This window comes from Planctomycetota bacterium, assembly GCA_033763975.1.
GTDB lineage: Bacteria > Planctomycetota > Phycisphaerae > Phycisphaerales > UBA1924 > RI-211.
In genome coordinates this window covers 292,050-304,818 of record JANRJM010000018.1, presented here as the reverse complement: position 1 = coordinate 304,818, position 12,769 = coordinate 292,050, and the positions used below count along the sequence as shown (strand labels likewise).

Sequence of the window (12,769 nt, the reverse complement as noted above, 5' to 3'; positions counted from 1 at the left end):
GCTTCAGAGCGCAGTCGATGAGCGGCGGCGGCGTCCTACCGCGCGTCCCAGACGCGGGCCGGGGCGTGCTCGCCGGGGAGCGCGCTGTCGCCGTGTGTCACCTGGTGGCGGGAGACGTCCTCGTTCAGCCACTGCACGGCGCCGGTCTTGAGGTCGTAGACGGCGCCGACGATCGTCAGTTCGCCCCGCTCCACGCGCTCGCGGAGCACCTCGCTGCGCGCCATGATGTCGCGCATGGTCTGGCGGACGTTCGCCTCGGCGACCGCCTGGACGAACGGCGCGTTGTGCGAGTCGAGGTGGTCGGCGTGGGCGTGCGCGCTGGCGGCTTCGATGGCGGGGCGCACGTTCTCGAGCGACGCGGTGAGGTTGCCCAGGCGGACGTGGTCGATCGCGCCCTTGATGGCGCCGCAACTGGAGTGCCCGAGCACGATGATGGCCTTGGCGCCGGCGACCGCGGTGGCGTACTCCATGCCGCCGAGGAGGTCCTCGTTCTCGAAGTTGCCCGCGACGCGCCCGACGAAGATGTCGCCCACGCCCTGATCGAAGACGATCTCGGGCGGGACGCGCGAGTCGATGCAGCTGAGCACGACGGCCTTGGGGTGCTGCCCGCCGGCGGTCTCGCGGACCTGCGACCCGTAGTCGTGGCGATCGGGCGTGCCCGCGACGAAGCGGGCGTTCCCCAGGCGGAGGTCCTCGACGACCTGCGCGGGCGACATCGCCTGCTGGGCCGAGGCCGTCATCACGCGGGCGCCGCTCGCGGAGCGGGCGGAGGTGGTGGTCTGGCAGCCGACGAGGGCGGGCGCGACAATCGCCGCGCCGGCGAGGAGCATGGTGGCGGCGTTGCGGCACACAGACGACGGGCGGGCGCACTTCATGGTCCGGACTCCTGTTTGCGGGGCAATCGATGACGGTGGGTCATCGTCCGCGGCGCTCGCACACTTGGGCGCAAGGGAGCGGACGACGTGCGCGGGCTCGCCCGGGCACGCCGCGCAGATCGCCCACAGTGACATCGCGCTGGGCGACGGCCCCATGTTCCGGCGGGAGAAACACACGACCGGGTGGTCCGATAGGCGCATGCAAAAGGAAACACCCGCGGACCGGAGTGGTCCGCGGGCGCGTGGTTCGTTGAGTTTCGAGGCGGGCGTGCTAGAGGGTCAGCACGTCGGAGAGCGGGACGATGCCGTTCACAGGCATGAAGGGCGTCTGGAATCCGCCGCCGAGGCCGCCGTCCCAATGCTCGAAGGTGACGACGATGGGGGCCGGGGCGGTGACGCGGAAGCCGTACCAGTTCGTGGCGTTGGGCCGGTTGATGATCTCGTCGAGGTTGTTGATGACGACATCTTCGAACTCGCGGTCGTCGACGCCGCGAACCAGGGTGACGGTGGTGCCCTCGCTGAAGAAGATCTCGATGGTGGCCTCGACGCTGGTGTCGTCGGGGTTGAAGATGTAGAGGTTCTCGAGGAGCCCGCTGCCGGCGAAGGTGCGGTCCATGTAGCCCTCGCCGAAGACCCAATCGGTGGCGGCGACGGAGGTGGCGACCTGGCCGGTGGCGTCGCGTCCCTGGTAGACGGAGCCGCCGACGGTGACGGGGCGATCGGACTCAAAGACAAGCCCGATCTCGTCGCCGATCTGCAGGTCGAGATCGTCGACGCGGAACGTGGTGCGCCCGGGCTCGGCGTTGATCGTGCGGGTAACGGGCGGCGGGTCTCCCGCTTCGTCGAGGATGAAGTAGAGCGTGACGGAGGCGTCGGTGTTGCCGGTGTTGAGGATGGTGACGTAGCTCTGGGCCTCGAAGCGGGCGCCGCCCGCGTCGTCGCCGTTCACCTCGTAGAAGTTGCCGTCGTAGTCGATGGAGCCGATGGCGCCGGCGAGCGTGCCGCCGCCGGGGCTGCCGATCTCGCCGTAGCCGCGTCCCTGGCGGAGGTCGTAGTGCGAGTGGGCGGCGACGACCTCGGCGTTCGCGGTGATGCTGGCGGAGAACGCGCCGGTGGGTGCGGGAAGGTCGGCGATGCTCCAGCCGCTGCGGCGCAGCCCCTCGACGAGCTTGGTGTTCGTGTAGGTGGAGCCGTCCTCGTAGTAGAGCGTGAGCGTGGCGGTGGTGGTGGTTTCCTGCGGGTTGTAGACGAGGAAGTAGTCGCGGATGAAGGGGTCCTTCTGCCCGTCGCTGAAGGTCCAGAACGTGTCGCGTGCCGCGGTGAAGGACTCGCCGAGCGACGACCCGAAGTCGTAGTGGCTGCTCGTGGCGGCCAGCGGCAGCGTGGAGCGGAGGATCAGCGCGAACGGCACGTCGGTGCGGACGAGCACCTGCTCGGGGAAGAGGATGTCGCTGATGGTGACCCCGCCCCGCGCGTTGGCGGGGAGCACGCCCGATGCGATCACCTGGTCGCGCTCGCCGGATTCGTACCGGGCGAGCAGCTCCCACGACGCGTCCTGGTCGTTGTAGTTGGTGATGGGGACGTACTCGTTGACGTTCGCGGAGACGTACCCCTCGGGGTACACGGACTCGAACTTGAAGCCCTCGCCGGTGAGGGCGAGGCGCGTCTCGAGGGCCTCGAAGCACACGGATTCACCGTCACGATGCATGATCACTCTCCTTGGAACGGGGTCTTGGCGTGTCGGATCGGGCCCTCAGGGGCAGTTGCAGTCGCGGGCCCAGTCGTCGACCTCGCGCTGGACCTCGTCGCGCGTCTTGCCGTACGCGCGCTGCACGGCGCCTTCGAGGCGCTCGCGCCGCCCGGCGATCTGATCGATCTCGTCGTCGGTGAGGCGCCCCCACTGCTCGCGGACGCGCCCCTTCATGTCCTTCCACTGTCCTTCGATGGTGTCCCAGTTCATGCGGAATCTCCTGATGATGTGCGCCGGGCCCGCGCTCGCCGGCGGCGCCCGGCGCGGGCGTTCAGCTCAGCGGGCGGACGCGCACCTCGATCGTGTCGCGCTCGACCTCGCGCCCGTCGAAGATGAGCACCGCGCTGACGCTGTAGGTGCCGGGCTGGTCGAACTTCACGCGGGCAACCCGCCCGTCCTGGTCGGTCTGGATATCACCGGCGGTGCTGCGCCAGCGGATCTCCGTCTCGCGTCCGTAGGTGTCGCGCGAGCGGGCGATGAAGGTCACGAGCTCGCCCGCGATGACCTCGCGCGAGGACGCCTCGACGGCGATGGAGGGAAGTCGCTCGCCGGTGCTCGACGTGCGCGACGACTGGCACGCCTGGGCGGCGCCCAGCGCCAGCAGTGCCGCGGCGGTAGTCATGATCCGATGCATGTGCGATCTCCTGTGTACGGACGGTGGCGCGGCGCGCACGGCGCGTCGCGATCAGTCGTTGGCCTCGGCGGCGCCCTCGATCGCGTCGCCGGTGTTTTCGACGTCGCGTCCGAACCCCTTGGTGGTCTGGCACCCCGCGACGCCGGCGAGCAGCAGGGCCGCCAGGAGGGTGCCGAACATCGACATGGAACGACGCGAGCGGGAAGAAGCGTTGTGCACGGTGATGGTCCCCGGTGCCCGTGTGCGGGATACCGCCCCGCATCGCGGACACGCCGAAGATGCCCGGCGCCGCTTCTCGCACCGTGAACGCCGGGTGATGCGCGATTCAGAAGGACGCGTGGCGCGTTGTCGCGGGGCGGTGCGCCGCGTGAGCGCGGGTTCACGTGTTACTCAGCCCGCGTTCAGGATGCGCCCGAAGGGAAGGCCAAGCATTCATTGCGGGCGGGGCTGCGCCACTTCCAAGGAGTTCTGCGACATGGGTTCACTTCGATACTCGAGCGCTGCCGATTCGATCGACCAGTATCTTTCGTCGCTGCGTCACATCCCGCGCCTGAGCGCGGACGAGGAGCGCTCGCTCGCGATCGCGTGGCGGGAGCGCCAGTGCCGCGATTCGCGCGACCGTCTCATCACGGCCAACCTGCGCCTGGCGATCTCGATGGTGCGTCGGTATCTCAACCGCGGGATCGCGTTCGACGAGCTGGTGGCGGAGGCGAACATCGGGCTCGTGCTCGGGGTGGATCACTTCGATCCGCACGCCGGCGTACGGTTCAGCACGTACGCCGCGTACTGGATCCGCCACTCGATCGCGGAAGCGTTCGCGCGTGCGTCGGCGCGCCCGTCGCTGTCGCGGGGCGAGCGGGGCGACATCACGACGCTTCGGGGCGCGGAGGCGGCGTTCCGCGCCACGCACGGGTATCTGCCCTCGGTGGGCGAACTGGCCGGCGCGCTCGGCTGGCCGATCGAGAAGGCTCGGACGGTGCAGTTGCTCGCGTCGGCGCGGACGCAGCCCCTCTCGCTGGGCGACGCGGGGCCGGCGCCGCACGACACGCCGGCGGCCGAGGAGGCCGAGGGAATCAGCGACGAGCAGCGCCGGATGATCAGCGGGCTGCTCGACGTGCTCTCGGCCGATGAACGGCGGATCGTCGAGCTGCGCTTCGGCCTGGACGGCCCGCAGGCGCGGTCGATCCCGGTGATCGCGTCGATGCTGCGGGTGCAGCCCCGCGTGATCCGCACGCGCCTGGAGATGGCGATGGCGAAGCTGGGGCGTCACGCGAGCGCGTCGCGCCCGCGCGCGAGCGGACAGCGCATGACGCTGCGCCACCGGATGGACTCGGTCGCATGATTCCTCCCCGCCGACGCGAAGATCGTGCTAGGCTGGCGGCGGGGGACGTCGCTTCGATCGTTGGAGTGCCTTGTCACTTGGAGAACACCACATGCGCGCCCTCGTGATCGAAGACAATCCCAAGATGGCCGCGGCGATCAAGGCCGGGCTCGAAGAGGCCGGCTTTGCCACGGAACTCAGCCCCAGCGGGATCGACGGCGAGGAGCTCGCCGCCACGCGCCCGTTCGACGTCGTCGTGCTCGACCTCATGCTGCCGGACCGGGACGGGGTCGAGGTGTGCAGCAACCTCCGCCGGCGCAAGATCTCGACGCCCATCCTGATGCTGACGGCGCTGGGCTCGGTGGAGGACAAGGTCCACGGGCTCGACGCCGGGGCGGACGACTATCTGCCCAAGCCCTTCAAGTTCGAGGAGCTCGTCGCGCGCCTGCGTGCCCTGCTGCGCCGCGGGCAGGCGACGGAGGGCAAGGCGCTGCGGTGCGACGACCTGGAGCTGAACCTGTACACGCGGCGCGCGTCGCGCGCGGGCAAGCAGTGGGACCTGCCGTCGCGCGAGTTCGCGCTGCTGGAGTACCTCATGCGCAACCAGGACCGCGTGCTCACCCGTGCGCAGATCGGCGAGAACGTGTGGGATCTGAACTTCGAGGCGACGAGCAACGTCATCGACGTGTACATCTCGGCGCTCCGGAAGAAGATCGAGGGGGAAGGGCGCCGTCCGCTCATCCACACCGTCAAGAATGCCGGCTATCGCTTCGGCGTGCTGGAGTAGCCCGGCATGGGCGGTCCCGCGCTCACACTGCACCTGCTCGCGCGGCACCGGCGTTCTCTGCGACTGTGGCTGACCGCCTGGATGCTCGTGATCTATCTGTGCACGCAGATCGCGTTCTCGCTGGTGATGACCTACTACCAGACGAAGGCGATCAACGACTTCTTCGACGGGCGGATCGCGACCCGCCTGCAGTTCGTCGAGCACGCGCTGCGCCCCGTCCTCTCGACGGTGACACCCTCGGATCTCGCGCCGATCGCGGAGCGGGAGCGCCGCGTGCTGTCGACGGACGTGATCATCGTGGTGCTCGACGATCGCGGCGTGATGCTCGCCTCGTCGCGCCCGACCGACATGAAGCTGGACGCCGGCGCGCGGAGCCGCCCCGGGTCACGGCACGCGCCCGTCACGCAGATCCGCCCGCCGACGTTCGGCGCGCAGGGCGCCGGTGCGCGCAGCTTGCGGGCCTTCGCGATGCACACCTACGACGAACAGGGGTCAAGGTACGCGCTGGTGCTCGTGGCGGACGCCGACCAGACGAACGCCATGATCGGCCTGGTGACGCGGGTCGCGCTCGTCATGGTGCCGTTCGGGATGCTCATCGTGGCGGTAGCGGCGTACATCGTCGCGGGCGTGGCGGTCCGGCCGATCACCCGCCTCACCGAGTCGGCGCGCCAACTGGCGCCCGAGAGCATCGGGCAGCAGATGCCGCCGTCGTCGCGATTGGCGGAGGTGGAGGAGCTCCGGGACGAACTGGAGCACGCACGGGTGCGCCTGGAAACCGGCTTCGCGACGCAGGAGCGCTTCCTGGCGAACGTGTCGCACGAGTTGAAGACGCCGATCGCGACGATCCTGACCGAGATCCAGTTGCTGGACACGAGCGACCTCCCGCCGCGGGTTCGCGCGTTCTTCCGCAGCGGCGTGGAGGAACTGCGTCGGCTGGCGACGACGGTGGACACGTTCTCGATCCTGACGCGCGTACGCCACGGAAAGTTGCAGATTCCCGCCGCCGAGTGGTGCCACGTGCGTGACATGCTGCTGGACAGCTACGCGGACTGCGTGACGGTCGCGCGGGCGCAAGGGGTCTCGATCGACGTGCGCCTGCCGGAAGGCCCGCACGCCGAGGCCGCCGTGCACGGCAACTGCGAACTGCTGCGTCTGCTGCTCGGCAACATCCTGAAGAATGCGGTCACGGTGAGTGCACCCGGCGCGGTGGTGTCAGTGCGGACGCAGTTCAGGGACGCAACGTGCCTCATCAGGATCCGGGACTTTGGACCCGGGGTTCCCGACGAGATGATCCCGCGCATGTTCCAGCAGTTCACGCAGTCGGTCAACGGCGTCGCGGGCGTGCGCCACTCGGGCGGCACGGGGCTCGGGCTCGAGGTCGCGATGGGGATCGCCCGGCTCCACGCCGGAACGATCACCTTCGAGAACTGCGCGGAAGGGGGCTGCGAGTTCACGGTGCGCCTGCCCGTCCGCACCGAGCCGGAGACCCACGCCTGACCGTGCGGGCCCGGCCCGGGTATGGCGCCGCGACCCGGCGCTATTGCGGCGGGCGGACTTCGATGTTGTTGATCACCCGCACGACGCCTTGGACCGCCGACGCGCGGGCGCCGGCGGCGTCCTTGTCCGCCTGCAGCGCGACCATGCCCGAGAGCGTGACAACCGCGCCGTCGACCGAGACCTCGATGTCTCGCGCGTTGGCGAGCGCGGTGTCGGCCTGGATGGCCTGGCGGACGTCGCGGGCGATGCGGTCGTCGACGTCCACGTCGCCGGCGGGCGGACCCACGGGCGGGACGTCGTTGCGCGGCGCCGGAGCGGGCGCCGGGGCCGGAGCGGGCGCCGGGGCCGGCGGGGGGGCTGGGGGACGGGTGGTGGTACCGGTCCGCTCGCCATCGGTGCGCGGGGACGTGCCATCGGTGGTGCCCGGGGTCGGGGGGATGGCCGGTGTGGTGTCGGCGTCGCGGTCGTTGCGGGTATCTTCGCAGGCGGGGAGGGCCATGCCGCTCACACCGACGACCGCGACCATCAGGGCGTACGCATACTTCATGGTGTCACTCCGTGTGCGCGGCGGTGCGCCGCGTGTCTGCCACCTCAGGCGAGCGCGTCCAGGTTGATGACGCTGGTCGCGAGCTCGCTCAGCCGACCGTCGGTTTTCTTCTCCTCCTCGAGCGTGCGCTCGAGGGTGCGGGCGTGCTCTGCATGTCCGAGCAGTTCGGCGAACGTGCGCAGCGTGCCGTACGAGGCGATCTCGTAGTGCTCGACCTTCTGCGCGGCGCAGATGAGCCCGGCGTCGCGGGCGTTCTCGCGGGCGGACTCGTCCATCAGTTCCTCGCCCTCCTTGATGAGACCCTGCATGGCGGGGCACTTCTTGGTGGTTCCGCCCTTGTTCAGCGAGCCCAGGATGCCATCGAGCCGGGCGACGTGCTCGCGGGTCTCGAGGAGGTGCTCGGCGAACGCCTGCTTGAGCTCGGGGTGCCCGGCGGCTTGGGCCATCTTGGGAAGTGCCGCCAGGAGCTGCGTCTCGGCGTTGTGCAGGTCCTGCAGCTGCTCGAGGTAGAGGTCGCTCAGCGTCTTGACTTTCATGGATGCCTCCTTGCGTGCGGTCATGTGCGTGCCGCACGCGGGGCGGCACGCGCCAGAGCATGCCCTTCGCGGATGAACCGGTGGTGAACGGGTCGGCGGCGCCGTGGTCGGGCGGCCCGCGGGGGCAAAAGCGCAACAGCCCGCGGCGCGGGCCGCGGGCTGGCGAACACCGGGAGTCCGTGCGCTCGGTTAGCGGGGGTTGGTGGGGTTGCGGGGGCTGGGGTTGCTGGGGGTGCCCGGGGTGCGGGGCGAGTCGGGGTCGTTGGGATTGCTCGGGTGGTTGGGGTTGTTGGGGTCGTTGGGGTTACGGGGCATGTTGGGGCGGAGCGGATCGCGATCGCGACGCATGGGATCGTCGGTCGAATCGCCGTCGCCGACCTTGCGGAGCGAGTTGCCGTCGCGCTTCCAGAGCACGGCGCGGGTGCTGTCGCCGGTCACGAAGTAGTTGCCGGAATCGGCGTCCATGCCGGGGCGCATCGTGTCGCCGGGCTGACGGATGCCCTGGCCCATGAGCAGCCCGCCGGCGACGGTCACGAGGATGCCCGCTCCGAGGCCCATGAACAGCGTCTTGCGATTCGAAGTCATCGTCGAAGCTCCTTATTTACACTCGTCGGCACGCGGGCGACGGGCCCGCGTTCACGATCCGAGCAGACTGCGCACGGAATGCGTGAGTCGCAGAGAGCATGCTCGAAATGTCGCGTGCGGCAGTGAGATGTCCGTGAGTCACGGCTCATGGTTTTGGAGCCACGAGTCGCCATTGCCGGGCACGACGCGGTGGGCGCAGAAAAAGGGCGCGGCGTCGCCTCGGGGGGGGACAGGCAGGCAGGCGCCGCGCCCACAATGGGCGTCTGATGAGATGTCGATCGTGCGGGGCTAGCGGTCGTCCCACACGGGGCTGTTGCCGTTCCAGAGCGTCATCCGCTCGCCGTCGCACTCGAACGACCGGGCGATCCAGTGCGTGTCGTCGCCGATGGTCGCGCGGACGACGTTGAGGGTGATCTCCCGGTCCTGCTTCATGTCATGCTTCTGGCCTTCCATGAACTTGGCCGGGCCGAGCAGGGCGGTCTGCGTCGTGCCGTTGCTGAGCTTCACCCGCACGGCGGTGTGCGGCTGGTCAGACTCGCCGACGTTGACGGTCTTCATGCCCAGGACCGTCCCGGTCCAGGTCGAGGTCTGCCCGTTGCGGATCGACTCGCTGACGCGCGGGTCGTCGCGCCACCAGGCGTCGTTCTTCGACCACTGGTGGTACGGGACGCCGTCCCGGTCCGAGCCGCCCGACGAGCGGGACATCGAGCGGTACCGCACGGGCTGGAGTTGCGGCGGCTTGATCTCGTAGGCGCGGTACACCATCTGGGGCACCGAGTTCGTGCTCAGCAGCGTCAAGTCCGAGGGCGTCTGCGGGCTGGCGAGGATCATCGCCTTGTTCGCGTCGAGGTGGACGATGCCGTCCGCGCCGATGCTCGCGATGTCCCAGGGCACGAGTCGGGTCGTGTCGCCGATGCCCAGGAAGTTGTCGTCGGGGTCGATCGAGAGGAACACGACGCGCCCGGACCGGCGCTCCACGACCACCGACTGCACCTCGCCGCAGTCCGTGCCCCGGGCGCGGGCGTCCATCCCGTCGAGCTCGCTGGCGAGGATGTACCGCCAGTGCTCGGCGCGGTACCGGCGCCCGCTCGACTCGATGGTGTCGTCTCCCCAGCGGGCCTGGCCCTGGTCGGTGCGGTAGTTCACGGTGGTGCCGTTCACCGTCATGCGCCGGGCCGTGAGCATGGCGCTGTCGTTGGTGACGCGATACGCGTCGATGGCGACGGTGTCGCCCCGGCTGGGCATGGCGCCGCCGGCGGCGGCGTACCACGAGGGCCCGATCGCGACACGCCTGGTCTCGCCGTCATTCGACCGGACGGTCAGGATCACCTGCTCGCCGAAGCGGTCACGCCGGATGCGCTCGACGCTCGTGACCTCGCCTTCGATCGACGCGGTCTGGTTGCGGTCGTACCGCCCCTCGTACTCGTCCCACTTCTGGCGAGAATCGCGGCGCATCCCGTCCTGCGTCTGGGTCGTGCGGTTCTCTCCGTCGCTCGCGCGGTCGCGCCCGTCGGTCGTGCGGCGGTCGTCGGTCGGACGACGGTTCATGTCGTCGTCGTCCGCGTCGGTGTCGTCCCAGTCCCAGTCCCAGTCGGGCAGCATGCGGCCCGCGGCGGTCTCTCCCGCGACGGGCTCGCGCATCTTGCGCCAGTCCTCGGACGAGAACGCCGGGTGCTCGCGGTACTGCGCCGCGCCGATCTCGGAGACGAACTGGTTGTTGCCGGAGTTCCAGCGCAGCGAGGCGTAGGGAACCGCGACGTCGCGCCCGTCGATCTCGGCGATGATGAACTCGATCTGCCCGGAGCCGCGGTCGATCACGAAGTCGGAGACCTCGCCGATCGTGTCCCCGCCGGTGTCGGTAATGTCGATATCCATCAGCCAGTTCAGGCCGTAGTAGTCCTTGTTCTTGATCGTGTCCCCGTCATCGGTGCGCCCGCGGTCCTGGCGGCGGTCCTGTTCGCGCGTGCCGTCGCGTTCGGTGGTGGTCGGGGTGCGGGGCTGAACGCGCCCTTGGGCGAAGGCCGGGGTCGCGGCGCCGGCCGCCAGCACGATGCAGGCGATGGTTCGGGTGATGTTGGATCGCGTCGTGCGCATCAGGTGTCTCCTTTGGATGTGTGCCGGGCGCTCGGGCCGCGTCCGACGTGCCTGATGTGCGGCGTGAGAGGGCGGATCGGGTGAGATCGCTGTGAACCCAGCATCATCCGACGGACGAGGCAGGCGCCGGGGCGATCGGCGTCGTGAGCGCCTGTTCACGCTTCTCGCAACACGGGCTTCAGGGTTGCAGGGCATGCTGAGCCCGCTACGGCAAGCTCCGTTCGGCGGGACGCCGCGGGCTTGCCTTTCGGTTTCATTTTCGCCCCCGCGCACCAGCAGGGGAAAAGGAGCACGATCATGAGGTCACGGAATCGGTCGCAGCAGGACAGCCAGGGATACAGCGGCCGCGAGTACGACGAGAGCTCCTGGACGGGGCAGCGCGGCACGGGGATCCGCCCGGAGTTCCAGGGTGACGATGATGGCTCGTCGCGAACTCGCGCGTCCGAAGGCGGACGCTACTCGCAGCACGAGAGCAACCGTGCCTCGGGCGATTACCGTCGCCCGGGCTACGAGTCGGGCTATCCCAGCGATCAGTACGACACTGGCGCCTTCCACAGTGACTACGCGGGCGAATCGTCCCGCGACCAGGGCCGCCAGTACGAGGGCGACGAGCACGCCGGACGCTCGAGCCGCCATGGCTGGAGCAGCCAGCGCGGCTCGCAGGGCGGGTACGGGCAGTACGGCGGGGGCTACGGCTCACAGGGCCAGTCGGGCCGCTACGCCTCGCACGGCGGTTACGGCCAGGGCCAGTACGGCGGTGGCTCGCAGGGTGGTTACGGCCAGGGCCAGTACGGAGGCTCGCAGGGTGGCTACGGCCAGGGCCAGTACGGCGGTGGCTCGCAGGGCGGTTACGGCCAAGGTCAGTACGGCGGTGGCTCGCAGGGCGGTTACGGCCAGGGCCAGTACGGCGGCGGATCGCAAGGCGGCTACGGCCAGGGCCAGTACGGCGGTGGCTCGCAGGGCGGTTACGGCCAGTCCGGTAGCTACGGCCAAGGCCAGTACGGCAGCATGGGCGGTGGCTCGCAGGGCGGGTACGGCCAGGGCCAGTACGGCGGCGGCTCGCAAGGCGGCTACGGCCAAGGCCAGTACGGCAGCATGGGCGGTGGCTCGCAGGGCGGGTACGGCCAGGGCCAGTACGGCGGTGGCTCGCAGGGCGGTTACGGCCAAGGTCAGTACGGCGGTGGCTCGCAGGGCGGCTACGGCCAGGGCCAGTACGGCGGCGGATCGCAGGCTGGCTACGGCCAGTCGGGCGGCATGGGCCAGAGCGAATACGGCTCCGGATCCCAGGGCGGCACGTCCACGATGTCAGGGCGCGGGCGCTCCGGCTCCGCTCCGCGAAACTTCAAGCTCTCCGACGAGCGGCTGACCGAGCGCGTCAGCGAGCGACTCATGAGCCAGGGCATCGACTGCAGCAATGTCGACATCAGCGCCAAGGACGGCGTCGTCACCATCTCCGGCGAGGTCGACGACCGCATCGACAAGTTCCGCATGGAGCAGGTCGCGTCCGACACCATGGGCGTTCAGGACGTGGACATCAAGGTCCGCGTTCGCTCGGGCCGCTCCGACAAGAGCTCGTCCGGCTCGTCCGCGTCTGGTCAGTCGGCCGAGAGCAGCTCGGGCGCCGGGTCGTCGTACGGCTCGTCGTACGGAACGAGCGGCTCGGGCGGTTCGTCGGGCAGCGGCGCGTCCAGCGGTTCTACGCAGAGCGGCAAGTCCGCATCGAAGCAGTGAGGTTCCGCTTCGCTGACGCGAAGCTCCCGAGTCTCGTGCCGGCCCGGTCACTCCCTCTCGGACCCGGGCCGGCGCATTCGAATCGTGACCTCGATTTCACACCAAGGAGACCCCATGAGCCAGTACTCTGATCCCAACGCCAAGTCCACCGACATGCGCCAGGGCTTCCGCGACGACGTCGGGCACGTGAAGGACGACCTCTCCCGCCTCAAGGAGGACGTGTCCACCACCGCCCGCGACATCAGCGGCGCGGCGCGTTCGGGCATCGACGCCGTCCGCGAGCAGGGAACCGAGACCGTGGACCACGCGCGCGACGCGATCCGTGCGAACCCGCTCGCCGCCGCGGCGATCGCCTTCGGCGCGGGCGTGCTCCTGGCCTCGATGATGCGCCGCATGTGATTCTCGCGCCGGC

Annotated in this window: 14 protein-coding genes; 5 read left to right on the top strand and 9 right to left on the bottom strand. The window is 69.7% G+C overall.

Features of this window, described 5'->3' with window-relative positions:
• Nucleotides 1–35: 35 nt before the first annotated feature.
• The 5 genes from SFY69_13220 to SFY69_13200 all read right to left on the bottom strand — a co-directional run bounded on the left by SFY69_13220 (nucleotide 36) and on the right by SFY69_13200 (nucleotide 3,439).
• Nucleotides 36–875, bottom strand: coding sequence for a carbonic anhydrase family protein (locus tag SFY69_13220; GenBank protein MDX2133003.1), 840 nt, complete (start codon nucleotides 873–875; stop codon nucleotides 36–38).
• A gap of 271 nt (nucleotides 876–1,146) precedes the next feature.
• On the bottom strand, nucleotides 1,147–2,583 hold the full coding sequence (locus SFY69_13215) for a hypothetical protein (GenBank protein MDX2133002.1): 1,437 nt from the start codon (nucleotides 2,581–2,583) through the stop codon (nucleotides 1,147–1,149).
• 45 nt (nucleotides 2,584–2,628) lie between these two features.
• Complete coding sequence (locus SFY69_13210) at nucleotides 2,629–2,835, bottom strand: CsbD family protein (GenBank protein MDX2133001.1); 207 nt, start codon at nucleotides 2,833–2,835, stop codon at nucleotides 2,629–2,631.
• A gap of 61 nt (nucleotides 2,836–2,896) precedes the next feature.
• Nucleotides 2,897–3,259, bottom strand: a complete 363-nt coding sequence (locus tag SFY69_13205; protein MDX2133000.1) for a hypothetical protein — start codon at nucleotides 3,257–3,259, stop codon at nucleotides 2,897–2,899.
• Nucleotides 3,260–3,310: 51 nt separating this feature from the next.
• The gene (locus SFY69_13200; protein MDX2132999.1) at nucleotides 3,311–3,439 is read right to left on the bottom strand and encodes an entericidin A/B family lipoprotein; all 129 of its coding nucleotides are present in this window, start codon (nucleotides 3,437–3,439) and stop codon (nucleotides 3,311–3,313) included.
• A 295-nt stretch (nucleotides 3,440–3,734) separates the two neighbouring features.
• Here SFY69_13200 and SFY69_13195 point away from each other — a divergent pair, with 295 nt between their 5' ends.
• The 3 genes from SFY69_13195 (at nucleotide 3,735) to SFY69_13185 (ending at nucleotide 6,864) form a co-directional block, all read left to right on the top strand.
• A complete protein-coding gene (locus tag SFY69_13195; protein ID MDX2132998.1) occupies nucleotides 3,735–4,601 on the top strand; it encodes a sigma-70 family RNA polymerase sigma factor in 867 nt (288 codons plus the stop codon).
• 91 nt (nucleotides 4,602–4,692) lie between these two features.
• Nucleotides 4,693–5,367, top strand: coding sequence for a response regulator transcription factor (locus SFY69_13190; GenBank protein MDX2132997.1), 675 nt, complete (start codon nucleotides 4,693–4,695; stop codon nucleotides 5,365–5,367).
• 6 nt (nucleotides 5,368–5,373) lie between these two features.
• Nucleotides 5,374–6,864, top strand: coding sequence for a HAMP domain-containing sensor histidine kinase (locus tag SFY69_13185; protein ID MDX2132996.1), 1,491 nt, complete (start codon nucleotides 5,374–5,376; stop codon nucleotides 6,862–6,864).
• Nucleotides 6,865–6,904: 40 nt separating this feature from the next.
• Here the strand turns inward: SFY69_13185 and SFY69_13180 are convergent, their stop codons facing one another.
• The 4 genes from SFY69_13180 to SFY69_13165 all read right to left on the bottom strand — a co-directional run bounded on the left by SFY69_13180 (nucleotide 6,905) and on the right by SFY69_13165 (nucleotide 10,626).
• Nucleotides 6,905–7,411, bottom strand: a complete 507-nt coding sequence (locus SFY69_13180) for a BON domain-containing protein (GenBank protein MDX2132995.1) — start codon at nucleotides 7,409–7,411, stop codon at nucleotides 6,905–6,907.
• Nucleotides 7,412–7,455: 44 nt separating this feature from the next.
• Nucleotides 7,456–7,947, bottom strand: a complete 492-nt coding sequence (locus tag SFY69_13175; GenBank protein MDX2132994.1) for a ferritin-like domain-containing protein — start codon at nucleotides 7,945–7,947, stop codon at nucleotides 7,456–7,458.
• A gap of 189 nt (nucleotides 7,948–8,136) precedes the next feature.
• Nucleotides 8,137–8,532: a hypothetical protein gene (locus SFY69_13170; protein ID MDX2132993.1), complete on the bottom strand. Its 396-nt coding sequence runs from the start codon at nucleotides 8,530–8,532 to the stop codon at nucleotides 8,137–8,139.
• A 288-nt stretch (nucleotides 8,533–8,820) separates the two neighbouring features.
• Complete coding sequence (locus SFY69_13165) at nucleotides 8,821–10,626, bottom strand: PRC-barrel domain-containing protein (protein MDX2132992.1); 1,806 nt, start codon at nucleotides 10,624–10,626, stop codon at nucleotides 8,821–8,823.
• 297 nt (nucleotides 10,627–10,923) lie between these two features.
• On the opposite strand from SFY69_13165, the gene SFY69_13160 reads away from it, so the two are divergent.
• Nucleotides 10,924–12,357 carry a BON domain-containing protein gene (locus tag SFY69_13160; protein MDX2132991.1) on the top strand — a complete coding sequence of 478 codons (1,434 nt, stop codon included), beginning with the start codon at nucleotides 10,924–10,926 and terminating at the stop codon, nucleotides 12,355–12,357.
• 114 nt (nucleotides 12,358–12,471) lie between these two features.
• Nucleotides 12,472–12,756 carry a DUF883 domain-containing protein gene (locus SFY69_13155; GenBank protein MDX2132990.1) on the top strand — a complete coding sequence of 95 codons (285 nt, stop codon included), beginning with the start codon at nucleotides 12,472–12,474 and terminating at the stop codon, nucleotides 12,754–12,756.
• The last annotated feature ends 13 nt before the right edge of the window (nucleotides 12,757–12,769 follow it).

Coding starts and splice junctions, on each gene's coding strand:
- SFY69_13170 (MDX2132993.1), bottom strand. CDS start 8,532: ATGACTTCGAATCGCAAGACGCTGTTCATGGGCCTCGGAGCGGGCATC.
- SFY69_13215 (MDX2133002.1), bottom strand. CDS start 2,583: ATGCATCGTGACGGTGAATCCGTGTGCTTCGAGGCCCTCGAGACGCGC.
- SFY69_13190 (MDX2132997.1), top strand. CDS start 4,693: ATGCGCGCCCTCGTGATCGAAGACAATCCCAAGATGGCCGCGGCGATC.
- SFY69_13195 (MDX2132998.1), top strand. CDS start 3,735: ATGGGTTCACTTCGATACTCGAGCGCTGCCGATTCGATCGACCAGTAT.
- SFY69_13220 (MDX2133003.1), bottom strand. CDS start 875: ATGAAGTGCGCCCGCCCGTCGTCTGTGTGCCGCAACGCCGCCACCATG.
- SFY69_13175 (MDX2132994.1), bottom strand. CDS start 7,947: ATGAAAGTCAAGACGCTGAGCGACCTCTACCTCGAGCAGCTGCAGGAC.
- SFY69_13205 (MDX2133000.1), bottom strand. CDS start 3,259: ATGCATCGGATCATGACTACCGCCGCGGCACTGCTGGCGCTGGGCGCC.
- SFY69_13180 (MDX2132995.1), bottom strand. CDS start 7,411: ATGAAGTATGCGTACGCCCTGATGGTCGCGGTCGTCGGTGTGAGCGGC.
- SFY69_13160 (MDX2132991.1), top strand. CDS start 10,924: ATGAGGTCACGGAATCGGTCGCAGCAGGACAGCCAGGGATACAGCGGC.
- SFY69_13165 (MDX2132992.1), bottom strand. CDS start 10,626: ATGCGCACGACGCGATCCAACATCACCCGAACCATCGCCTGCATCGTG.
- SFY69_13200 (MDX2132999.1), bottom strand. CDS start 3,439: ATGTTCGGCACCCTCCTGGCGGCCCTGCTGCTCGCCGGCGTCGCGGGG.
- SFY69_13155 (MDX2132990.1), top strand. CDS start 12,472: ATGAGCCAGTACTCTGATCCCAACGCCAAGTCCACCGACATGCGCCAG.
- SFY69_13185 (MDX2132996.1), top strand. CDS start 5,374: ATGGGCGGTCCCGCGCTCACACTGCACCTGCTCGCGCGGCACCGGCGT.
- SFY69_13210 (MDX2133001.1), bottom strand. CDS start 2,835: ATGAACTGGGACACCATCGAAGGACAGTGGAAGGACATGAAGGGGCGC.